The sequence below is a fragment of the Xanthomonas arboricola pv. guizotiae genome, assembly GCF_002940205.1.
GTDB lineage: Bacteria > Pseudomonadota > Gammaproteobacteria > Xanthomonadales > Xanthomonadaceae > Xanthomonas > Xanthomonas arboricola_C.
Window position 1 is genome coordinate 70,792 of record NZ_MDSK01000014.1, and the last position, 23,859, is coordinate 94,650.

Annotated in this window: 13 protein-coding genes; 4 read left to right on the forward strand and 9 right to left on the reverse strand. The window is 68.1% G+C overall.

Going from position 1 to position 23,859, the window contains the following annotated elements; all coding sequences use genetic code 11:
• Nucleotides 1-4: 4 nt before the first annotated feature.
• The 3 genes from XarbCFBP7408_RS10695 to XarbCFBP7408_RS10710 form a co-directional block, all read right to left on the reverse strand.
• Nucleotides 5-2,503 (reverse strand): ribonucleoside-diphosphate reductase subunit alpha, encoded by a 2,499-nt coding sequence (locus tag XarbCFBP7408_RS10695; RefSeq protein ID WP_104562925.1) that lies wholly within the window; start codon nt 2,501-2,503, stop codon nt 5-7.
• Between the two features lie 1,139 nt (nt 2,504-3,642).
• Nucleotides 3,643-4,686 (reverse strand): DUF475 domain-containing protein, encoded by a 1,044-nt coding sequence (locus XarbCFBP7408_RS10705; RefSeq protein ID WP_104562926.1) that lies wholly within the window; start codon nt 4,684-4,686, stop codon nt 3,643-3,645.
• A gap of 105 nt (nt 4,687-4,791) precedes the next feature.
• Nucleotides 4,792-7,500 carry a bifunctional acetate--CoA ligase family protein/GNAT family N-acetyltransferase gene (locus tag XarbCFBP7408_RS10710; RefSeq protein WP_104562927.1) on the reverse strand — a complete coding sequence of 903 codons (2,709 nt, stop codon included), beginning with the start codon at nt 7,498-7,500 and terminating at the stop codon, nt 4,792-4,794.
• Between the two features lie 198 nt (nt 7,501-7,698).
• Between XarbCFBP7408_RS10710 and XarbCFBP7408_RS10715 the strand changes: the two genes are divergently transcribed.
• The 3 genes from XarbCFBP7408_RS10715 to XarbCFBP7408_RS10725 all read left to right on the forward strand — a co-directional run bounded on the left by XarbCFBP7408_RS10715 (nt 7,699) and on the right by XarbCFBP7408_RS10725 (nt 12,016).
• Nucleotides 7,699-8,484, forward strand: a complete 786-nt coding sequence (locus XarbCFBP7408_RS10715) for a DUF4198 domain-containing protein (protein WP_104562928.1) — start codon at nt 7,699-7,701, stop codon at nt 8,482-8,484.
• A 141-nt stretch (nt 8,485-8,625) separates the two neighbouring features.
• Nucleotides 8,626-9,537, forward strand: a complete 912-nt coding sequence (locus XarbCFBP7408_RS10720; protein ID WP_104562929.1) for a hypothetical protein — start codon at nt 8,626-8,628, stop codon at nt 9,535-9,537.
• A 139-nt stretch (nt 9,538-9,676) separates the two neighbouring features.
• A complete protein-coding gene (locus XarbCFBP7408_RS10725) occupies nt 9,677-12,016 on the forward strand; it encodes a TonB-dependent hemoglobin/transferrin/lactoferrin family receptor (RefSeq protein ID WP_104562930.1) in 2,340 nt (779 codons plus the stop codon).
• Nucleotides 12,017-12,235: 219 nt separating this feature from the next.
• Here the strand turns inward: XarbCFBP7408_RS10725 and mgtE are convergent, their stop codons facing one another.
• Nucleotides 12,236-13,603, reverse strand: a complete 1,368-nt coding sequence (gene mgtE, locus XarbCFBP7408_RS10730) for a magnesium transporter (RefSeq protein WP_104562931.1) — start codon at nt 13,601-13,603, stop codon at nt 12,236-12,238.
• Nucleotides 13,604-14,129: 526 nt separating this feature from the next.
• Here mgtE and XarbCFBP7408_RS10735 point away from each other — a divergent pair.
• Entirely contained in the window at nt 14,130-15,941 is a 1,812-nt protein-coding gene (locus tag XarbCFBP7408_RS10735) for a monovalent cation:proton antiporter-2 (CPA2) family protein (RefSeq protein ID WP_104562932.1), read from the forward strand.
• Nucleotides 15,942-16,077: 136 nt separating this feature from the next.
• Here the strand turns inward: XarbCFBP7408_RS10735 and zwf are convergent, their stop codons facing one another.
• The 5 genes from zwf to XarbCFBP7408_RS10760 all read right to left on the reverse strand — a co-directional run bounded on the left by zwf (nt 16,078) and on the right by XarbCFBP7408_RS10760 (nt 23,693).
• Nucleotides 16,078-17,904 carry a glucose-6-phosphate dehydrogenase gene (gene zwf / locus XarbCFBP7408_RS10740; protein WP_181106435.1) on the reverse strand — a complete coding sequence of 609 codons (1,827 nt, stop codon included), beginning with the start codon at nt 17,902-17,904 and terminating at the stop codon, nt 16,078-16,080.
• Nucleotides 17,901-19,700 carry a glycoside hydrolase family 15 protein gene (locus tag XarbCFBP7408_RS10745; protein WP_181106433.1) on the reverse strand — a complete coding sequence of 600 codons (1,800 nt, stop codon included), beginning with the start codon at nt 19,698-19,700 and terminating at the stop codon, nt 17,901-17,903. Before XarbCFBP7408_RS10745 ends, zwf begins: the two co-directional genes overlap by 4 nt.
• 63 nt (nt 19,701-19,763) lie before the next feature.
• Nucleotides 19,764-20,093, reverse strand: a complete 330-nt coding sequence (locus XarbCFBP7408_RS10750; protein ID WP_104562934.1) for a low molecular weight protein tyrosine phosphatase family protein — start codon at nt 20,091-20,093, stop codon at nt 19,764-19,766.
• Between the two features lie 26 nt (nt 20,094-20,119).
• Nucleotides 20,120-23,440: an ankyrin repeat domain-containing protein gene (locus XarbCFBP7408_RS10755; protein WP_104562935.1), complete on the reverse strand. Its 3,321-nt coding sequence runs from the start codon at nt 23,438-23,440 to the stop codon at nt 20,120-20,122.
• The gene (locus XarbCFBP7408_RS10760; protein WP_104562959.1) at nt 23,433-23,693 is read right to left on the reverse strand and encodes a YcgL domain-containing protein; all 261 of its coding nucleotides are present in this window, start codon (nt 23,691-23,693) and stop codon (nt 23,433-23,435) included. Before XarbCFBP7408_RS10760 ends, XarbCFBP7408_RS10755 begins: the two co-directional genes overlap by 8 nt.
• Between the last annotated feature and the right edge of the window lie 166 nt (nt 23,694-23,859).

Here is a 23,859-nt window from a genome sequence, read left to right on the forward strand (position 1 = left end):
CGCTTTAGCTCGAACACCACTCGCACTCACTGATGTCGATATCGTTGGAGCGCACGTAGTACGTGGTCTTCAACCCTTCGCGCCAGGCGGTCATGTGCAGGTCCAGCAGCGTGCTCGCACGGATGGTGCTGGGCACGTAGAAGTTGAAGCTGATCGACTGGTCCACGTGACGCTGGCGACGCGCGTTCTGGCGCACGCTGGCGAACTGGTCGACCTTGTAGGCGCCCTTCTCGTAGTACGGCCAGGTTTCCAGCGACAGGCCGGGCGCGGCAACCGGACGACGGAAGTCCTTCTTTTCTTCGTAGTAGAACGCGCTGTAGATCGGGTCGATGGAGGCGGTGGAACCGGCGATCTGCGCGGTGCTCATGTTCGGCGCAACCGCCAGCATCCAGGCGTTGCGCACGCCGTTGACCGCCACCTGTGCGGACAGCTCCAGCCACTGCGGGCTGTTGTAGTCGCGCGCACGGAAGTATTCGCCGGTGTGCCAGTCGCTGCCGCGGAACACGCTGTAGGTGCCCTTTTCCTTGGCCAGCTCCATGCTCGCCTGGACGGTCAGGTAGTTGATGCGCTCGTACAGCTCGTCGCTGTAATCCTCGGCTTCCTTGGCATTCCAGTGGATGGACTTCTGCGCCAGCAGGTGGTGCCAACCGAAGGTGCCAAGACCAATCGCGCGGTACTTCTGGTTGGTGATGGTGGCCTGCGGCACCGGCAACTGGTTCAGATCGATCACATTGTCGAGCATGCGCACCTGGATCGGGATCAACCGCTCCAGCACGTCGGCGCCCAGCAGATCGGCCTGGTCGGCCTGCACGGTGATCGCGCGGCCCAGGTTGATCGAGGACAGGTTGCAGACGACGAAGTCGCCGGCCTTCTTGGTGGTGACGATCTGATTGCCGCTGATGATCTCCTGCATCATCCGCGTCGGGCTCATGTTCTGCAGGATCTCGGTGCACAGGTTGGACGAATAGACCATGCCCTCGTGCTTGTTCGGGTTCTTGCGATTGACTTCATCGCGATAGAACATGAAGGGATTGCCGGTTTCCAGCTGGCTGACCATGATGCGCTTGAAGATTTCGATCGCCTTGACCGTCTTGCGGGTGATGCGCTCGTCGGCGACCACTTCCTCGTATTTGCGACGGAAGCTGCTGTTGACGTCGCCCTTCTTCTCATCGTAGAAGTCCTGCAGGTACCAGCCCTTGATCCGCTTCACTTCGTGCGGGTCGAACAGATACCAGTCGCCGCGACGCTCGACCGCTTCCATGAACAGGTCGGGGATGCACACCGAGGTGAACACGTCGTGCGCGCGCAGGCGCTGGTCGCCGTTGTTCAGACGCAGATCCAGGAACGCCTCGATGTCGCGGTGGAAGATGTCCAGATAGACCGCGATGGCGCCCTTGCGCTGGCCCAGCTGATCCACCGACACCGCAGTGTTGTTGAGCTGCTTGATCCAGGGCACCACGCCGCCGGAGGAGTTGGACACGCCACGGATCGCCGAACCCGACGAACGCACATAGCCCAGGTACGCGCCCACGCCGCCGCCGTGCTTGGACACGCGCGCCACGTCGGTGTTGGAATCGTAGATGCCCTGCAGGCTGTCGTCGACGGTGTCGATGAAGCAGCTCGACAGCTGGCCGCCGACCTTGCCGGCATTGGCCAGGGTCGGCGTTGCCACCGTCATGTACAGGTTGGACAGCGCCCAGTAGGCCTCGCCCACCAGCTGCATGCGGCGCTCGCGGCTGCCCTTGCCGGTGCCGATCTCGTCCTGCATCAGGTACAGCGCGATGGTCAGCCAGCGCTCCTGCGGCAGCTCGAACACGCCGCGCGAGTTGTCGGTGGCCAGGTAACGCGTGGCCAGCAGGTACAGGCCGTTGTAGGCGAACAGCTTGTCGCGCTCGGGCTCGATCATCTTGCCGGCTTCGATCAGCTCGTCCTTGGAGTAGCGGCGCAGGATGTCGTTGGAATAGACATTGCGGTCGGCCAGGCTCTCCTGCAGGCCGACGAACGAGCCGTACTTCTGGCTGGCGTCGTAGAAACGGTTGCGGCTGGCGCGCTTGTACAGGCGGCGCAGGTACAGGCGCGCGGCAAAGTGCTCCCACTCCGGGGTGGTCAGATCGACGCGGGCCTCGGCCTCGCGGATCAGGTGGTCGACCAGGTCGTCGGCGTTGACGCTGTCCTTGCGCTCGACAAAGCCGAACACCGAGCGCTTGTAGTCGGCCACGTCCAGCTGCGGGAATTCGGCATGGATCTGGTCGATGGCGCGCTCCAGGCGCTCCGGCTCGAACGGGATCCGGCGGTTGCCGGCTTCCTTGGTGATCCAGGTGGCGACGGCTTGTTCTTCGATGGTCTGTGCGTGCATTGCGATGGCTTGGCGGGGAGGCGGCACGATGTCCGACGGGTCGGTCAATTCCGGCGCGCCGCAACCGGGCACGCTGACACTGGCGGGAACGCTGGTGGGTGTTGCGGTACCGGCGGCGATCGCGGCAAGGGTGTCGTTGGTGGTCATGCGTCCTCCATGCGTAGGCACACGAACCCGGCTGGGGACGGGCTGCGGCCGGATCCGGACTCCCTGGACAGCGATGGCGGTGCGCGACGACCAGCACGCAAGACCCACGGTCTGCGGCGGCATCGCCTTCACCAGCCATCTCCTTTCCGGAGATTCCACGGCCGCCACCGCGCGGTGTGCTGTCGCGCAGTGGTCGGTGGCGAAACAACCGCGGCGCAACAAGACCACGCCGCCAACTCCAGGCAACGCCTGGATGGCTGTAGTCATCGTTGCGACTGCGGCAGGGAGGCCATTTCGACCGCGGCCCTGCCGCGATACGTGCTCCCACTGGTCCGGCCGCCTTGTGCGACCAACCACCGACTCCCCCAAGATAGTGGGGTCACCCGGAGGGGTCAACACCAAATGTAGGAAAATCCCGAAAACCCTTACAGCACAAAGCACTGTCTGACGAACGGTCGATGCCGCTCCCTGTAACCCGCCAATTTGGTTGCGCAGTCAAGGCCCAAACCGGCAATTCTGTCGATCAGTTGGGTCCGGTTGGGTTGGCTGCGACACCCATCGAGACTGAAGCTGGTCACAGTTGTGCCCCTGCCGCAGGCGGCACCGCACGCCTTGGGGGCCTGCCCCGGCCCGGCAGTGAGAGGAACTTGCCGCTGCCGAATCCAGGTCGAGTGCGCGGTGCCCTCACCGCTCGCGCGACACGCCGTAAACCCGTCCCTGAGGGCTCGGTGGCGGCATCCATGCCGCCACACGGTCCCGCAAGCGGCAAGGACACCGCACCAGAAAGTTGGTCGGTGGTCGCGTGAAAGCTGCTTGTAGCGCGTTGCGCATCAGACTTGATCCGGCGCGTCATGATCGAACAACGCCCATTAAGCACTGCCCCTACCGTGCAGACCGACCATCTCGACTGGTCCTTGCCCGCTCACCGTCGCCGGACCTTACGCGGCATGGATGCCGCGTAAGAGCTTACAAGGACGTACTTGCAGCGTGTCCCGCGATGGTGGGCGGGCAAGGGCCCTGCAGCCGAGCCGCAGAACAGCGGCGCCCGTCCGTCAGCGACGCCCGCCCGATGCCCGCGAAGGCGCTGTCAGGCCGCTCTAAAGTGAACAGCGTGACGTCCTGAGCGCGGCCGCGCAGGATCAGATCTCGGTCGGGCCGAGATGATGGCGCTTGCGGTAGCGGATCGACGACCACACCGAGGCGGCGATGAACGCCACGCCGATCAGGCCGGTCAGCACCTCCGGCACGTGGTAGACGGTGCCCACCAGCATGATGATCGCCAGCACGCCGATGGCGTAATGCGCGCCGTGCTCCAGGAACACGAATTCGTCCAGGGTGCCCTTGTGCACCAGGTAGACCGTCATCGAGCGCACGAACATCGCGCCGATCGCCAGGCCCAGCATGATGATGACCACATCGCGGGTGATCGCGAACGCGCCGATCACCCCGTCGAACGAGAACGAGGCGTCCAGCACTTCCAGGTACAGGAAGGCGGCGATGCCCGAGCGCTTGGCCGGGCCCATGCTGCCGTCTTCGCTCTCTTCGGACTCGAACAAGGCATCCACGCTGCCCACCAGCAAATACAGCAGGATGCCGCCCAGGCCGGCGAACAGCACGCTCTGGAAGATCGCCTCGGGCAGGAACAGCTTGGTGCACAGCAGCACAGTCACCGCCACGATCACCGACATCGCGTCGGCCTTGCCCAGCTTGCCGACCAGCCGCTCCACCGGGCCGAGCCAGTGCAGCTTGCGCTCCTGGTCGAACAGGAAGTTCAGGAACACCAGCAGCAGGAACATGCCGCCGAAGGCGGCAATGGACGGGTAGTTGTCGGTCAGCACCTGGCTGTAGCGGTCCGGCTCCTTCAGCGCCATCTGCATCACCGGCACCAGGCCCATGCCGGTGGCCACCGACACGATCACGATCGGAAACACCAGGCGCATGCCGAACACCGCGATCAGGATGCCGACGGTGAGGAACAGCTTCTGCCAGAACGCGTTCATGTGCTTGAGCACGCCGGCGTTGACCACCGCGTTGTCGAACGACAACGACACCTCCAGCACGCTCAGCACCAGGCACAGCCACAGCGCCTGCCAGATGCCCATCGCGGAGGTATGACCCCACCAGGCAGCCAGGCCCAGGCAGATCGCTGTGACCAAAAACGACATTCTGAAATCGCGGAACATTGACACTCCCAGGCGGGCCGAGACGACAGCCGAAGCAACCGGCCAGGGTGAGGCCCGGCAGATCCGGCATGCGGTGGAGGATGGGGACCGCGGCGTGACGCTAGGTCAGGCCGGGCGTGGCTCGCCCATTATAGGGAGTGTCACCGCCATCAGGGTCGCATCGTCCGGATCCGGGCGTATCCCGAAGCCCAGGCTCTGGCACATCGCCAGCATGGTGCGGTTTTCGCGCAGCACCTGGCCTTCGATCTGCTTGAGGCCCAGCCAGCGCGCGTACTCGATCATGATGCGCATCAGCTGCCAGCCGATGCCGTGGCCCTTGAGGTCGGAGCGGATCAGGATGCCGTATTCGCCGCGCTCGTAATCGGCGTCGGCATGCAGGCGCACCGCGCCGAGCATGTCGCCGGTCTTGGGGTCGATGGCCACCAGCGCGATGGAACGGGCGTAGTCGAGCTGGGTCAGCCGGGCGATGAATTCGTGGCTGAAATGCTTCACCGACTGGAAGAAGCGCAGCCGCAGGTCTTCGTCGGTGACGCGGGCGAAGAACGCGCGGAACAGCGCGTCGTCTTCCGGGCGCACCGGGCGCACCAGCGCATGCGTGCCATCGCCCAGCCCGATCTGGCGCTCCCATTCCTTCGGGTACGGAAAGATCGCAAAGCGTGGATGGCCGCGGCCCTTGTGCAGCTTGCGCGCCGGCGCCACCGCCACGCGCGCGTCCAGCGCGATCACGCCATCGCGGTCGGCCAGCAGCGGGTTGATGTCCAGCTCGGTGATCTCGGGGATGTCGGCGGCCAGCTGCGCCAGCTTGACCAGCACCAGCGCCACCGCGCGCTCGTCGGCGGCCGGCACGTCGCGGTAGGCCTTGAGGATACGCGACACCCGGGTGCGCCCGATCAGCTCGTGGGCCAGGCGCAAATCCAGCGGCGGCAACGCCAGCTCGCGGTCGTTGATCACTTCCACCGCGGTGCCGCCGCGCCCGAACACGATCGCCGGGCCGAACACCGGGTCGTCGGCGATGCCGGCGATCAGTTCGCGCGCCTTGGGCCGCAGCACGGTGGGCTGCACGATCACTCCTTCGATCAGCGCATTGGGGTGCGCGGCGCGCGCACGCGCCAGGATGCCGGTCGCCGCTTCGCGCACCGCCGCCACGCTGGACAGGTTGAGGCGCACGCCATCCACATCGGACTTGTGCGCGATGTCGCTGGACAGCACCTTCAAGGTCACCGTGCGGCCGACGGCCAGCAGCGGGTCGGCCAGCAACGCGGCCTCGTTGGCGGTGGCAGCCACCTGCAGCGGCACGATCGGGATGCCGTAGGCGGCCAGCAGGCGGTTGGTGGCGACCGGGTCCAGCCAGCGCCGACCGGCGGCCAGGGCGTCGTCGACCACCGCCCGGGCGATGCCGGCATCCACCACGAAATCTTCCGGCAGGCTGGGCGGGGTCTCCATCAACGCCGCCTGCGCCTCGCGGTAGCGCACCAGGTGGGTGAAGCCGCGCACCGCGTCCGACTCGGTGGCATAGGTGGGCACGCGCGCGGCATTGAGCGCGGCGATCGCCGCATCGTCCTGGCCCAGCCACACCGCAAACACCGGTTTTTCGCGCTGATAGCGGTTGCGTTGCTCCAGCGCGCGGGTCAGCGCCTTGGCCGCATCGGCTGAAGAAGTAAACGCAGTGGGCACGTTGACCACCAGCAGCGCGTCGTTTTCCGAATCGTCGAGCAGCGCTTCGATCGCTGCGGCATAGCGCGGCCCGTCGGCGTCGACAATGATGTCGACCGGGTTGCTGCGCGACCAGCCCTGCGGCAGCGACTGATCCAGCCGCTCCAGCGTCTTGGCCGACAACTCGGCCAGGGTGCCGCCGCGCAGCACCAGCTGGTCCACCGCCAGCTGCCCCACCCCACCGCCGTTGCTCAGGATGGCCAGGCGCCGGCCGGGAAAACTGCCGAGCCGGCCCAGGGTTTCGGCGGCTGCGAACAATTCGTCCAGCGCGCCCACCCGCAACAGGCCGGCACGTGCAAATGCCGCGCCATACACCGCGTCCGAACCGGCCAGCGCCTGCGCGTGGGTGTCGGCATTGGGATTGATGCGGAACTGGCGCCCGGACTTGACCACCACCACCGGCTTGGCGCGCGCGGCGGCGCGTGCGGCCGACATGAACTTGCGCGCATCGCCGATGCGTTCGACGTACAGCAGGATCGCGCGGGTGCGGTAGTCGGTGGCGAAGTAGTCGAGCAGATCGCCGAAATCCACATCCAGCGTATCGCCCAGCGACACCACTGCGGAAAACCCCACCGAGCGCGCCACGCCCCACTCCACCAGCGCGGCGGCAATGGCGCTGGATTCGGAGATCAGCGCCAGATCGCCGGCCTGCGGACAATGCGCGGCGATGCTGGCATTGAGCCGCGCATGCGGGGCGATCACGCCCAGGCAGTGCGGGCCGAGGATGCGCATGCCCTTGGCGCGCGCGGCCGCCTCCATGCGCGCGGCCGGCGAGCCGGGGCCGTTGCCCAGCCCGGCGGTGAGGATGATCGCCGCGGCCACGCCACGCCGCGCCGCGATGGAGACGATGCGCGGCACGATGCGCGCCGGCGCGGTGATCACCACCAGGTCGGGCACCCACGGCAGATCGGTCAGCCGCGCCACCGTGCGCACGCCGTCGATCTCGCTGTAGCGCGGGCTGACCCAGCCGATCTGACCAGGGAACCCGGCCGCGCGCAGGTTGCGCACCACCGCCCGCCCGGCCGAGCGATCGCGCGGACTGCCGCCGACCACCGCCACGGTGCCGGGACGAAAGACCTGCTGCAGGTGGTAGGTACTCATGGCTAAAAGAGACAACGGGAAACGGACACGGTACACGTCGGCCCGAGCGCACGTCATCGATCACGCGGCGGAGAAGCGCGACGCAGCGCCTGCTATTGTTGTGAACGATTCCCATTTTCGTTAATATCCCGTGGTCAGCCAGCTTCCTGCGCCGCCCCGCGCCCCTCCGCCAGCGACTTACTCGGAACAGGGCCCCCCATGAAACTGCTGACCTTGTCGGCGCTGCTGCTCGCTGCCTCCGCCTCTGCGCATACCCCTTATCTGGCACCCAATACCTTCGCGCCCCAGCCCGGCCAGACGGTGACCCTGGACGCAGCCTTCGCCGAGACCTTTTTCGTCCCGGAGGCGGCCTTCGACCAGAGCCACTTCAGCATCACCGGGCCCGACGGCCGCGATGTGGAACCGGCCCGGGTGCAGGCGCTCGACACCCGCACCGTGCTCGAACATACCCTGGGCAAACAGCCCGGCACCTACCGGGTCAGCAGCGGCCTGCGCGTGGGGGCGCAGTTCCGCACCTGGGAGCTGGACGGCAAGCGGCAGACCGTGCGCGACCCGAACGTAGCCATGCCCAAGGGCGCCACGCTGATCTCCAGCTTCCAGTCGCGCACTTTGGCGCAAACCTATCTGAGCGTCGGCAAGCCTGATCGCCGCGCGCTGGCGCCGCGCAACCGCGGGCTGGAACTGGTGCCGGTGACGCACCCCAACGATCTGTATGTCGGCGAGAGCTTTGCCTTCACGGTGCAGTACGACGGCGTGCCGCTGGCTGGGCAGAGCGTGGACATCAGCGAGGCGGTCTGGACCTCCGACCGCAAGCCGACGCAGGTCAGCGTGACCACCGACGCCTCGGGCCGCGCGACCTTGAAGCTGGACCACGCCGGCACCTGGCTGGCGCTGACCCGTCACCGCACCCCGGCCCCGGCCGATGCCCCGGTGCGCGAATACAGCAACAGCACCACGCTCACCTTCCAGGTGCTCGAACAATAGCGTTGCGCAACCGCTAACCGCGGTTGCATCGCCCTGGCAGCATGACACTACCGGCGCGGCCATCCGCCCGGCACCGCACTCCACCTGCAGGCCCAGCCAGCGCCACGGCCCGGCACCGTTTCTCCCCTCAAGAGGCAATCCATGAACACTGGCTCCCTGGCCGGCGCGTATCTGTGCGCGCTATTACTTCCTGCCACCGCTCTCGCCCAATCTGACCCGCGCCCGTTGCTCGGCGGTCACGGCAACAACGTGCAGGCCTTCATCACCCAGCATGACGACGACCGCGACGGCCGCATCACCACCGCCGACTTTGCGGCCTTCCGCCGCGCCCGCTTCGACGCCACCGACCGCAACCACGACGGCAGCGTCGACGAGGACGAATACGTGGCCGAGTTCCGCCAGCGCCGCCAGCGTGCGCTGGAGCAGGAACGCGGCGCACAGGCGGCACAGGGCCGGACCCGCTTTGCCGCCCTGGATGCCGATGGCGACGGGCAGGTGTCGCGCGCCGAATTCGACGCGGCCGGTGCGCAGGACTGGGCGCGCGGCCAGGCGGCGCTGGCGGCAGCAGCCAAGGATGCGCCTGCCGATCGGACGCAGGCCTTCGACCGCAACGGCGGCCGCCCGGGCCTGCCCGACAGCGGCTCGGCCGAGGGCTTTCTCGCGCTGTACGACGAAAACGGCGACGGCAAGGTGGGCCGCAAGGAATACGCGGACCTGCGCGCGGCGCAGCTCGCCAGTGCCGATGCCGACCGCAACGCGGCACTGTCGCTGGACGAGTACTGGGTGGAATTCGAAGACCGCCTCAACCGCCGCCTCACCGCGCTCGAACAGGCCGACGACCGCCAGGTGCATGTGCGTTTCACCGTGCTCGACACCGACAAGGACCAGCGCATGAGCTTTGCCGAGTACCAGGCCTCGGGCCTGCGCACCTTCGCCCGCGTCGACCGCAACCACGACGGTGTGGTCGATGCCGGCGATGCCGCGTTGCCGCCGCAGTCGCCTGCGACCGCGCCAGCGACTGCGCCGGCCACCACGCCGGCCCGGGCCGACTGACCTCCCGACGCGGGCCTTGCCGCCCGCGCCCCTGGCCCGCCACCGGCGGGCCCACCCAGCCACGCGACCGCTCTTGCCGCCCGCAGCCAGGTCCGCGCCTTCCGGCGCCCCTTCCCCTTTCCTGACTGTGGACTTCACGATGACCTCGACACCGACCCTGCTGGCCCTGGCGATCGCCGCCGGCCTGGCCTTCCCGCTGCATGCCGAACAGGCACCCGCCGACGCCACCACCTTCGACCCGGTCGAAGTGAAGGCCGCGCGCGACAAGCGCGCCTCCAGCAACCAGAACGTCACCACCCTCGACACCGCGCAGCTGCAGCAGGAACAGGCCGAGAGCATGGAAGACCTGATGCGTTACATCCCCGGCGTGAGCATCGCCGACATGGGCCGCTTCGGCGAGAACGGCTTCAACATCCGTGGCCTGGAAGGCGACCGGGTGGCGATGACCATCGATGGCCTGTCGATGGCCGAGGGCGTGGAGACCGCGCGCGACTACGAGTTCTTCCGCGCCGGCCGCGGCGGCGTGGACGTCGATTCGCTCAAGCGGGTGGACATCGTCAAGGGCGCCGACTCCATCAGCGCCGGCAGCGGCGCGCTCGGTGGCGCGGTGGTGTTCACCACCAAGGACCCCTACGACTACCTCAAGGCCCAGGGCAACGACAGCTATATCGGCCTGAAGACCGGCTACACCGGGCATAACGACCAATTGCTCGGCAACCTCACCGTCGCCAACCGCAGCGGCATCGTCGAATCGATGCTGAGCTACACCCGCCGCGAGGGCCACGAATCGGAAGGCTGGTATTCCAGCACCGACATCGACACCGGCAGCGCGCGGCGCACGCCCGACCCGGTCGACAGCCAGAGCGACAACGTGCTGGCCAAGCTCGACGTGGTGCCGAACGCACAGCACCGCTTCGGCGTGGTGTACGAACGCAACCGCTCGCAGAACCGGGTCGACAACCTCAGCCGCGTCAGCGCGCCCAGCTACGCCGAGCGCATCGGCGAAGACAGCAACGACCGTGACCGCTACGGCCTGCGCTACTTCTGGAAGGCCGACAACGCCTTGTTCGACACCCTGGAGGCGCAGCTCGACCGCCAGCAGACCGACAGCCGCGGCACCACCCGCATCCTCACCCAGAGCGGCAGCTCGAGCACGCCGGCCACCGCCGCCGCCACGCGCTGCACGGTGGCGCTGCCGTGCCGCCGTGCCGAGGACCGCGACACCGAGCAGACCCTGGACCGCCTCGCGGTCGGCTTCGACAAGCAGCTGCATGGCAGCGGCTGGTCGCAAGCACTGTTGTACGGGGCGGCCTGGCAGCGCCGCAGCATCGACTTCAGCGCGATCGACTACCGCTGGAACAACGCCGGCACGCTGGACACCGCCACCGTCGACCCGGCGCAGGTGCCCCAGACCGATGCCGATACCTGGAGCGTGTACCTGCGCGACCGCATCGGCCTGCTCGACGACCGCCTGCAGCTCACCCTGGGTGCGCGCTACGACCACTACCGCTACGCGCCGACGCTGTCGTCCACCTTCGTCGATGTCACCGGCACGGTGCGCGAGGTGACCTTCGCCGCACCGACCTGGCAGGCCGGCATCAGTTACGCCTTCACCCCGCAGCAGACGCTGTGGTTCCAGGCCGGGCGCGGCTTCCGTGCGCCGACCACCGCCGAGATGTACGCCCCGACCAGCATCACCGCACTGACCCGGCTGGACACCGGCGCCACCGTCAACGTGCCGACGGTGGCCGCCAATCCCGCGCTCGACGCCGAGCGCAGCCTCAACCTGGAACTGGGCTGGCGCTGGGAGAGCGACTGGGCGCGCGTCGGCCTGTCGGTGTTCCGCGACCGCTACGACGACTTCATCCAGAGCGAGACCGTCACCACCGATGCCGGCACGCTCTACCAGACCTGCACCCGCGGCGTGTGCACCACGCGCAACGGCTACGCCTACACCACGCTGCTCAACGTCGGCCAGGTCGAGGTCAAGGGTGTGGAACTGGATGCGCAGTTCAAGCTCGGCGACGCCTGGCTGCTGCGCGCGGCATGGACCCACAATCAGGGCGAGCTGGAAGATGGCCGCCCGCTGGACAGCATCAATCCGGATCGCGGCGTGCTCGGCCTGAGCTGGCAGGGCCTGGACGAGCGCCTTCGCGTCACCGCTAACATCACCCACGCGCTGGCCAAGAAAGCCAAGGACGTCAATGTCGATAACGACATCTTCGGCGCTGCGGCCGAGCCGTTCCTGAGCGACGCCTACAGCGTGGTCGACCTGTTCGGCAGCTACCGCGTCAACGCGCACGTGCGCGTCAATCTCGGCGTCTACAACCTGTTCGACAAGCGCTACTACCAGTGGGCGCGCATCCGCAATGTCACCCGCGGCGATTTCTACCTGTACGGCTATGCCACCGACGACGGCATCGGCCGCTACAGCGAACCGGGGCGCAACCTGCGTGCCACGCTGTATGTGACCTTCTGACGCGATCGCCGCTGTGCATCGCTGCATGGACTGCCGTGCAGCGATGCGCGGTGGACCAGCCACTACGGCCTGAGCCTGCACACGCCGCGCTACGCCGGGTGCCGGTCCGCGGAGTCAGTCATCAGGTCAGAGGTGCCGCAACACCTGCGGCACCTCGACCATCGCAGTCCTCATCCAGGGCATGGCGGGGCGCAACTTCCGCGCGCCCCGCCCGCTGCGCTACAACAAGGTGCCGCTGAGGATGGCGGCGGCGATGCTGAAATAGATCACCAGCCCGGTGACATCCACCAGCGTGGCCACGAATGGCGCCGAGGCGCTGGCCGGGTCGAAGCCGAGCCGTTGCAGCACGAACGGCAGCATCGATCCGGACAGCGAGCCGAAGGTGACGATGCCGATCAGCGCCGCGCCGATGGTCAGCGCCACCATCTGCCAGTGCGGGCCGTAGTCGTACAGGCCGGCGGTCTGCCAGATGGTGATGCGCACGATCGCCAGGAGGCCCAGGATGGTGCCCAGGGTGAGCCCGGTCGGCAGCTCGCGCAGCGCCACCTTCCACCAGTCGCCCAGGCGCAGCTCGCGCAACGCCAGCGAGCGGATCAGCAGCGAGGTGGCCTGCGAGCCGGAGTTGCCGCCCGAGCTCATGATCAGCGGAATGAACAGGGTCAGCACCACCGCCTTGGACAGCTCGTCCTCGAAATGCTGCATCGCGCTGGCGGTGAGCATTTCGCCCAGGAACAGCACGCTCAGCCAACCGGCGCGCTTCTTGATCATCTGGCCGAAGCCGATCTGCATGTAGGGCTTGTCCAGCGCTTCCATGCCGCCGAACTTGTGCACGTCCTCGGTGGATTCGGCGATCAATGCGTCCAGCACATCGTCCACGGTGACGATGCCGAGCACATGGCCGTGCGCATCCACCACCGGGATCGCCAGCAGGTCGTGGCGGCGGATCAGGCGGGCGACTTCTTCCTGGTCCAGCGCCGGGTCCACCGTGACCGGCGGGTTGACCTGTGCCACCTCCAGGATCGGCGCCTCCGGCGCGCCGGTGATCAGCCGGCGCATGGTGACCACCTGGGTCAGCACGCGGCTGTGCGGGTCGAGCAGATAGATCGCATAGACCGTCTCGCGGCTGCGCTCCACCTCGCGGATGTGCTGCAGGGTGCGGCCCACCGTCCAGTCGGCCGGCACCGCCACGAACTCGGTGGTCATCAGCGCGCCGGCGGTCGTGGGCGGGTAGCGCATCAACGCCTGGATCGACAGCCGCGCCTCGGCGCTGAGCAGCCACAGCAGCGGCTGGCGCTGCTCGGCATCCAGGCCATGGAAGATGTCGGTGGCGCGGTCGTCGGCCATCTGCCCGAGCAGGGAGGCGGCCTGCGCGGCCGGCAGCAGCGCGACCAGCGCGCTGGCGGCGTGCAGCTCGGGCTGTTCGAGCAATTTCACCGCACGCGGCTGCGGCAGCGCGGCCAGCACCTGTGCGGCCTCGTCGCGGTCGAGGGTATTGAGGTATTCCACCGCATCGGCCGTGTTGAAGTCGGCCATGGGTGCGATCAGGGCATCGACGCCTTGGGCAAGGCGCAGGGTTTCGTTGTACATGGTGGTTCGCCTGGTGACGACCGTCGTCGATGACAGCCGGCGAACCTGAGCCTCAGGCGCGCGCCAGCGGGGTCATCGACCCGGGTCTAGGGTGACTGTCGCTGGACATGAGGATGGGCTCCGAAAGGTGCGCACCGACCGGTGATCCGGGCGGCGGCGCGGCGCAGTCTGCGCGCCTGCGCCAGCCCGGTCAATGCCCTGCGCAGGCCATGCTCAGCGGGCGTGCAGGCGGACGCCGCAACGCGCGGTCTGTCATGTCGGCAAGCGACTGCAGTGCACCCGGGTACCGGCCGTGCGCTACCCACCGAGACGGCCTGTCATTGCCTGCACCGGTGGCCTGCGTGCACGCCTGCACGCCTGGCGATGTGGAACGACGTGGCGAATTGCTGCCCGCGACGAGAGGCTGCCGGCTTGCATCACCGAACCGGCGCACACCGCCAATCCACACAGTTGCAGGCAGGACACGCCGATCCGGACCAGCAGCCGACCGCCGGCGGCATAATGAGACCCTCAACGGAGAACGTGCATGCATAGCGGTGGTCTGGAACTGGCGTTGGTGCTGATGCTGGCCGCCATCGTGGCGGTACCGGTGTTCAAGCGCTTCGGCCTGGGCGCGGTGCTGGCCTATCTGGTCGCCGGTGTGGTGCTCGGGCCCGATGGCGTGGGCGTGGTGCAGGATGCCGAGCGCATCAGCGGCGCGGCCGAGATCGGCGTGGTGATGCTGCTGTTCGTGATCGGCCTGGAACTGTCGCCGGCCCGCCTGAAGGTGATGCGTCATTCGGTGTTCGGTGCCGGCGCCACCCAGGTGGTGGTGACCGCGCTGATCCTGGGCGGCCTGCTGATGCTCGGCAAGCTGGGCTGGAAAAGCGCCTTGGTCGTCGGCGTGGCGCTGGCGCTGTCGTCCACCGCGGTGGGCCTGCAGCTGCTGGCCGAGCGCAAGGCGCTCAATAGCGACTACGGGCGCCTGGCATTCGCCATCCTGCTGTTCCAGGATCTGATCGCCATTCCGTTGCTGGCGGCGATTCCACTGCTGGGCGGCAGCAAGAACGCCACGCTGGCATGGCCGGACGTGGCCAAGGCGATGGCGGCACTGGCGCTGGTGATCCTGTGCGGGCGCTTCGTGCTGCGCCGCCTGTTCAACGTGGTGGCGCGTACGCGCATGCCGGAAGTGTTCACCGCCAGCGCCCTGCTGGTGGTGCTGGGCACCGCCTGGATCATGCAGGAAGCCGGATTGAGCGCCAGCCTGGGCGCGTTTCTGGCCGGCGTGCTGCTGGCCGATTCGGAATTCCGCCACGAGCTCGAATCGCAGATCGAGCCGTTCGAAGGATTGCTGTTGGGGCTGTTCTTCATCTCGGTCGGCATGGGCATCGATCTGAACCGGGTGGCCGCCGAGCCAGGCCTGATCGCCGGCGGCGTGGCGATCCTGCTGGTGGTGAAGTTCTCGCTGCTGGTCGGCATCGGCAGCGTGGCGAAGTTGCCGCTGCGCAGCAGCCTGATGCTGGGCAGCGTGTTGTGGCTGGGCGGCGAGTTCGCCTTCGTGGTGTTCAACGAGGCCGATCGGGTCGGCTTGCTGGAGCGCGCCAACCACGATCGGCTGGTGGCCGTTGTCGGCGTGTCGATGGCGCTGACCCCGCTGTTGCTGCTCGGCATGCAGCGCATCCTCAACGGGCCGCTGCGGCTGCATGCGCCCAAGTCCGACCGCCCGTTCGACACCATCGAGGCGCAGACGCCCAAGGTGCTGGTCGCCGGCATGGGCCGCTTCGGTCAAGTGGTCGCGCGCCTGCTCACTGCGCGGCATGTGCCGTTCGTGGCGCTGGAGCACAACCCGGACACCGTGGAAGATTTGCGCCGCTTCGGCAGCCAGCTGTACTACGGCGACCCCACGCGACCGGAACTGCTGCGCGCCGCCGGCGCCGACCGCATCAAGGTGTTCGTGATCGCGGTGGACGACCCGGACACCAACATCAAGGCGGTACGGCTGATCCGCCGCCTGTACCCGCAGGCCACCGTGCTGGCACGCGCACGCAATCGCCAGCACGCCTGGAAGCTGATGGACCTGGGCGCCGAACCGTTCCGCGAGGTGTTTGCCTCCAGCCTGGAACTGAGCGAACGCGTGCTGACCTCGCTCGGCCTGGACGAGACGGTTGCCAAGGATCACGTCAAGCGCTTCCGCCAGCACGATGAAGAATTGCTGCATCGCCAGCACCTGGTCTACGACGACGAAGCCAAGGTGATCCAGACCTCACGCGACGCACGCGCCGACCTGATGCATCTGTTCGAAGCCGACGTCAAGGCGGATGTGGATACTGAGCCGGCGCCGGTAACGCCCGATCGCTGAGCTCTGCGTAGGAGCGCGCTTGCGCGCGATGAGGCGTTATCGGCAACCCCTCATCGCGCGCAAGCGCGCTCCTACAGGGATGTTCTGCACACACAGCCGCCGCACGATCGCAGCGGCTGCATGTTGATCGCATCACTCAGCTGCGCGGTGTGCGCACTGCGGTCTTGCTGGCCGACTTCTTTGCTGCGCTCTTGCCAGCCGCAGCCTTGCTCACGGCCTTTGCAGCTGCTTTTGCGACCTTCTTCGTCGCGCGCTTGGTGACCGATGTCCTTGCCGCCTTGCCGGGCGAACCGGCTGCGCCTTGAGTGGATTTTGCAGAAGGTGCGGCGGCACGTTTGGGTGTCGCCTTACTCGCTTTCTTCGCGGTCTTCTTGGTGGCTTTCTTGATCGGCGTGGCAGCGCCAGCACGCGCTTCCGGCGGCCGCCGCGGTGGTGGTTTGCGCCCGGGGGTGAGCGCGCGCCAGGCGTGGCCGCCGTTCATGGCCAGCAAGGCGTCGGCGGCCGAGGGGCCGGCGCTGCCTGCAGCGTAATTGGGAAAATCGCTGGGCGGTTGTTTCCAGGCATCCAGGATCGGCTGCACGATGCGCCAGGCACCTTCCACCATCGCCGCATCCTGGAACAGGCCGGCCTCGCCGTTCATGCAGTCCTGCAGCAGGCGTTCGTAGCCCACCGTGTATTCCTTGGGGAACCAGTCGCGATAGCGGAAGTCCATGCGCACCGGTGCCAGGCTGACCTGCGCGCCGGGGCGTTTGACGTCGAACTGCAGCGAGATGCCTTCGTCGGGCTGGATGTGCAGCACCAGCCAGTCGGGGCCGTAGCCGCCCACTTCGGTGCTGCGGAACGGCGCCAGCGGCGCCGGCTTGAAGCGGATCGCGATCTCGGTGGTGCGCTCGCGCAGACGCTTGCCGGTGCGCAGGTAGAACGGCACGCCGGCCCAGCGCCAGGTGTCGACCTGCAGCTTCATCGCCACATAGGTTTCGGTTTCCGAATCGTCCGGCACCGTGTCTTCTTCGCGGTAGCCGGGCACGGCGCTGCGGTTGACCGCACCGGAGGCGTACTGGCCACGCACCACGTCTTCGGGCTTGATCGGGCGCACCGCTTCGATCACTTCGGCGCGGCGGCGATGCATCGCTTCGGTGGTGAATGCGGCCGGCGGTTCCATGGCAATCATCGCCAGCAGCTGGAACAGATGGTTCGGCACCATGTCGCGCAGGCAGCCGGTGGGATCGTAGAAGCGTCCGCGCCCTTCCACCCCGATGGTTTCGGCGGCGGTGATCTGCACATGATCGATACGGTCGCGATTCCACACCGGCTCGAACAGGCCATTGGCGAAACGGAATGCAAGAATGTTCTGCACGGTTTCCTTGCCGAGGAAGTGGTCGATGCGGAACACCTGGTCCTCGTGCAGCACCTTGGCGACGGTGGCATTGAGCGCGACGGCGCTGGGCAGGTCGTGGCCGAAGGGTTTCTCCACGATCACCCGACGCCAGCCCGCGCCCTCGCGTTGCCTGACCAGCCCGGCTTCGCCCAGGTTGAGCAATACCGGCTCGAAGAAGCGCGCGGCGGTGGCCAGGTAGAACAGCACGTTGCCCTGGGTGCCGTAGCGCTTGTGCAGCTTCTCCAGCGCGCCACCCAGGGTGTGATAGGCGCCCAGGTCGGTGAAATCGCCGCGCAGATAATGCATGCGCTCGCGCAGCCATTCCCAGGTGTCGGTGTCGAACTCGTCGGTCTGGAATTCGGCATCGCGGCTGCTGAGCAGCTCGGTCATCGACTGGCCCATCGTCGTGCGCCACGAACGCTCGCTGATATCGCCATGGTCCATGCCGACGATGGCAAACTGCTCGCCCAGCGCACCGGAGCGGCGCAGGTTGTACAGCGCCGGCATCACCAGGCGCTTGGTCAGATCGCCGCGCGCGCCGAACACCACGATGATGCACGGCGGGGTGGTCTCTTGCTCACTCATGGATGCGTTTCCTTTTCGCCCATGCGTCCATGCAGGCGCAGTGCTGCATTGACCAGGGCCACGTGGGAATACCCTTGCGGGAAGTTGCCAAGCATACGTTTGCTGCGCGGGTCGTATTCTTCGGCGAGCAGACCCACGTCGTTGCACAACCCGAGCAGGCGTTCGAGCAGCGCGCGCGCCTGGTCGGTGCGGCCGATCAATGCATAGTTTTCCACCAGCCAGAAACTGCAGGCCAGAAAGGTGCCTTCGCCGGCCGGCAGGCCGTCGGCGCTGTCGTCGGCGCGATAACGTTCGACCAGTCCGTCGATGGTCAGATCGCGTGCGATCGCATCGGCGGTGGCGGCGATACGCGGATCGTCCGGCGGCAAAAAGCCCACGACGGGAATCAACAGCAGCGAGGCATCCAGCCGATCCGAGCCGTAGCTCTGTACGAAATAGCCGTCCGGGTGCACGCCTTTTTCCAGCACTTCGGCGCGGATTTCTTCGGCAAGCCGGCCCCAGTGCGCGCGTTTCCCAGCATCTGCATTGGTGATGCCGTCGCGCGCGCCGCAATCGAAGGCCAGCCAGGCCATGACCTTGGAATGCACGAAGTGGCGGCGCTCGTCGCGGATTTCCCAGATGCCTTCGTCAGGTTCGCGCCATAGCGTTTCCAGCGTATCCAGGATCTTTTCCAGCAGCGACGCAGAGGAGCCATCGTCATCGGACGGCGGCGGCACGCCTTTTTCGCGCGCGTAGTGAAAGGCGCCGACCAACTCGCCATAGACGTCGAGCTGGAACTGATCCACCGCACCGTTGCCGATCCGCACCGGGCCGGAATGTTCATAGCCGGGCAACCAGTGCGCTTCCCATTCCTGCAGGCGGCGTTCGCCGGCGATGCCGTACAGCGCCTGCAATTGATCCGGCGAACCGGCAATGGTGCGTTGCACCCAGTCGCGAAATGCCGCCGCTTCGTCGCGATACCCGGCCTGCAACAACGCAATCAGGGTGAACACCGAATCGCGCAGCCAGCAGTAACGGTAATCCCAATTGCGGCTGCCGCCCAGGTGCTCGGGCAGCGAGGCAGTCGGCGCGGCGACGATGCCGCCGGTGGGCAGATAACTCAACCCCTTCAGCACCACCAGCGAGCGGCGCACCTGCTCGGTCCACGGCCCGACATCGGTACAGCGCCGCGCCCAGCCGTGCCAGAACGCGGTCGTGCGTTGCAGTGCCTGTTCCGGATCGATCAATGGCGGTGTGGCCTGATGCGATGCGCCGTGGCTGAGCAAAAACCAGGTGCTTTCGCCCTCACCCAGGGTGAAGTCGGTTTCGGTGCCCATGTCTTCGCCATGCAGCGTTTGCGGCGAACGCAATGCAAGTTGATCGGGGCCGGCGATGGCGCGGATGCCATCGACGATGCGCGTCACCCACGGCACCGTGCGGCCGTAATTGAAGCGGAAGGTCAGACGCATGTGCATCGGCACGCTGCCCTTCACGCAGCGAACGATGCGCACCAGATGCTGGTGGATCTCGCCGTTTTCGCTGGCGACCATGAAGTCGACCAGCTCCACCGTGCCGGTATCGGTGGTCATGCGCGTGCGCAGTACCAGGCTGTCGTCTTCGTAAGCGCGCTCGCTGCGGAAGTCGCCGGCCGGCGACAACGCCCATTGCCCGTGCTGCTCGTCGCCCAGCAGGGATGCGAAAAACGCATCGGAATCGAAGCGTGGCAGACACAGCCAGTCGATGGTGCCGCGGTGGTCAACCAGGGCCGCGCTGTGGCAATTGCCCAGCATGGCGTGGTCCTCGATACGCACGCTCATTGGTGGGGCGCTTCCTTCCGGCGAAAGAGCGCGCAGTTTTGCATGCGCGGTGTCGGGATCAGGTTACGACTGCGCGGGCAGACGCAGCAGCGGTGGCACCGTGTGTTCCAGGCGACGGATCAGTGCCGGATCCATGTACGCATAGTCGTCGGGAATCTGCAGGCAGATCACCCGGCAATGGCGCAGGTGCGCGGCGAAGCGTTTGCGCAGCAACTGCAGATGGCGGCGTTCCATCACCAGCACCAGCTGCGCTTCCTGCAACAGCTCCGGGGTGAGCTGTACCTCCGCATCGGCGGCCAGCCCCGCCGATTGCGTCTGCACGCCCGGCCAGTCGGCGAACACGCGCTCGGCAGTGGGGCTGCGCAGGCGGTTGCGGCTGCACACGAACAGCACCCGCAGCGGTGCGCCGGCGCGCTGGCTCAGCGGCCTTCGCGCAGGAAGCGCGCCATCGAGGAAACGCCCGGCAGCGCGGGTTCGAACTGGCCGGCTACATCGATGAAGCCGCGCATGATCGCGATCTCGCGCGGGGTGCGGTTGAGCGCATCGCGGCGGTCGGCGTCGGCGCCGGCACGCAGCAGGCGCTGCACCAGCAGCGGCAGGCCGTGCAGGGCGGCCAGGTGCAACGGCCCGAAACCGCGTTGATCGGCCACGTCCAGCGAGACGTCCTCGTCGAGCAGGCGTTCCACGCCAGCCAGCACCACCTGCTCGTCGCAGGCGGTGCCCGGCTCGGCACGCGCACCCAGCACCAGCAGCAAGGGGCTGACCCGGCCACCGGCCAGGTCGTCCGGGTCGGCACCGGCCAGCAGCAAGGTGTCCAGCAAGGCCAGCAAACGGCTCTTGTCGCGCGCGGTGAAACCGTACAGCGCGGCGCAATGCAGCGGCGCCAGGCCTTGATCGTCGTTGGCGTGCACATCGGCCGCGGCGGTGAGCAGGCGCGCCACGATATCCGGCAGGCCCAGCGCGCAGGCCAGCATCAGCACGGTGACGCCGCCGGGCAGGCGGTGTTCGATCTGCGCGCCGGCCCGCAGCAACGCGGCCACGATCTCGGTCTGGCGCATGCTCACCGCCGCCGACAACGGCGTGGCGCCGCTATTGGCCGCGCGTTGCGGGTCGGCGCCGCGCCCGAGCAGATGCGTCACCACGCCGAGATGGCCGCCACCGGCGGCGCGCAGCAGCGCGGTGCAGCCCTGGGCATCGATCGCATCGACCGGCAGGCCGAGATCGATCAGGCGACGCACCGCATCGGTGTCGCCGACCATCGCGGCGGCCGGCACGTCCGCCTCGCGCAGGCTGCGCTGCGGCAGCGACCAGATGCGCCAGTCCAGCCAGTCGGCCAGGTCGCGGCGGCCGATCGACAGCGCCACGCCCAGCGGGGTCTGCCCGTCGGCAGCGCGCGCTTCCGGCGAGGCGCCCTGCTTGACCAGCAATTTCAGCGACGCCTCGCGGCCCAGCGCGGTGGCCAGGTGCAGCGCGGTCATGCCGTGGCTGTCGCGTGCCTCGCGGTCCACGCCGTGCTCCAGCAGCCACTGCTGCAGGCGCAGCCAGCCCAGCCGCACCGCCAGCGACAACGGCGGATCGCCGGCCGCCGACGCGGCGAACGGGTCGGCGCCGCGTTCGAGCAGTTCCAGCGCGAACTGTTCCAGCCCGCGCGACGCCGCATCGTGCTGCACGCAGGCGCTGAGCAGCCGCGTCAGGCCGCCGGCCCCGGCCGGCGACACGCCATGGCGCAGCAGCGCCTGCAGCGCCGGCACCGCCTCCACGCCGCGCGACAGCAGCGCAAACATCGGCACATCGCCGCAGGCATCGCGCACTTCGGCATCGGCGCCGTGGCGCAACAGCCAGTCCACTGCATCGGCGTTCAAGGCCAGATGCGCGTCGTGCAGCAGGCCGCCGAGTTCTTCCGGGCCGCACAGGCGGGCCAGTGCGACCAGACCATCGCGCTGGCCGAACTGCAGGCCTTCGCGCAGCAGCACCAGTGGCGGGCGATCGGGCAGCACCGCCACGCCGGGGGTCTCGCCGTGCGCGTCGCTGACCGCCGCCGGCAAGGGATAGCCGGGATCGAGCAACTGCACGATCGCCCAGCGCCCGGCTTCGGCGGCCACATCCACCGCGCGACGGCCGTGCGCGTCGGCGCTGTCGGCCGGCACCTGCAGCTCGAGCAGGCGCCGGATCAGCGCCGGCGACACGCTGTCGGCGGCGCAGGCCAGCATCACCGCATTGCGACCCTCGCCGTCGGTGGCCAGCACATCGGCCTTGCGTGCGACCAGACGTTCGAGCACGCCGCTGCGCGCCTGCCGCGCCGCATCCAGCCACGGCGTGCGGCCGAGCAGGTCGCGCGCTTCCAGATTGGCGCCGGCTGCCAGCAGCGCCTCGACGATGTCGCCGTGTCCAGCCAACGCCGCTTCGTGGAGGGCGCTGCGGCGTTGGCGGTCGCGCGCATCCACGCGCGCCTTGTGCTTGAGCAGCAGCTGCACGCCGGCCGGGTCGTCTTCCTCGGTGCCGGCCGCGGCCAGCAGCACCGGCGCGCCACCCTCCGGTTCGGAGTGCGCGCCGCGTTCCAGCAGGAACTTGGCCAGCCGCCAGTTGCCGACCTGGCAGGCCATCGCCAGCGGCGAGTGGCCTTCGTTGTTGAGCGCATCGAGTTCGGCGGCGGCATCGCGCAGCAGCGCGGCCACGCCCGGGTCGGAACTGCGCACCGCGTGGTGCAGCGGCGTGTTGCCGTCGTTGTCGCTGGCGCGCGGGTCGGCCCCGTTGGCCAGCAGCGTCATCACCGCGTCCGGGCGGCCGTGCCAGCTGTCGCGGGTGGCGGCCAGCAGCGGGGTCATGCCGCGATGCGGCTGGTTGACGTCGACGCGGCGCACGATCAACTCGCGCAGCAGGCGCAGATCCGGCAACACCGCGGCCAGCGCGGGCAGGCTGCGTTGGTCGCGCCACTCCGGCAGCGGCATCGCCTGCGGATCGGCGCCGGCGTCGAGCAGCTGCAGCGCACGGTCCACGCGTCCGCTGCGCGCGGCCTCGAACAGTTCCGGCACCAGTTGGTGCTGGGCCACCGGCTCCAGCGGACGCGGCTCGGCCGCCGCTTCGGAAAAGAAATCGGCCGCCTGCAAGGCCGCCGGCGCATCGCTGCGCGCCGGGATGGCGGTGCGTTGCAACAGCAGGTGGGCGGCGGGCAGCAGCACGCTGGCGGCGATCGCCAGACTCCAGCGCAGGCTGCCCGTCAACCAGCCCGGCCAGGCCAGCGCCACCACCAGCGTGCACATCGCCAGCACCAGGGCTGCGGCCAGCAAGCCGCGCCAGGCGTGCAACTCCTGCGTCGCCAGCGCATGCCAGCGCGGGGCCAGCGCGCCGCCATCGCGTTCGACCTCGCCCCACAGCGGCCAGGTCCGCCACAGCCCGAGCAGCGCGGCGCTGACCGCCACACTCAAGGCCAACGCGGCGGCCAGGCTACCGCTGTCGCGCAGGGCGGTCAGCGGCCAGCTGATCAGCGCGGCCAGCGCCAGCAGGCCCACGCCCCAGATCGCCAGCAGCGGCGGCAAGGCCTGCGCAACCGCGCGCGGCCGGCTGGGCAATGCGCGGCTACCGCGCGCCCACGACACCGCCAGCGCGAAGGCCGGCTGCGCCAGCCACAGCGTCACCGCGGCGACACCGCCGCCGATGCCGCCCAGCAACGACAACGCCACGCCGGCCAGGCCGGCCAGCGCTGCGGCCCGCAAGCGTGCGGCCCGCGCGGCCTCAGTCATGGTCGCACTCGCCCGCCAGCACCACCGTCTTGGGCAACTGCAGATAGAAGCCGTGCCTGGCGAGCGCTTCGCGCACCGTGGCCACGTCGGCCTGCGCCAGCCGGCGCTCCGGCGTCAACGCCACCTCCAGCACGAACGCGAACGGCGCCAGCTGCGCATGCACGGCGGCGGGAAGACCGGAGAAGTCGTCGCGCGTGGCGAGATAGACGAAGGTGTCCTGCTTGCGTTGGCTTTTATAGACGTAGGCGTGCATGCGCGCGTGGTCGCGCTCGATCGGCAAGTGTGTCGCAGGATTGTGTCCCAATTGCGCCGATGGCGAAAGCGCGGCAACGCGCGAAAACTCCAGCCCCGTCAGCGACATGACCGGCACGTTCAGTTGCGCCATCGACGGGAGCCGCACCCGCCATCGATATACTGAG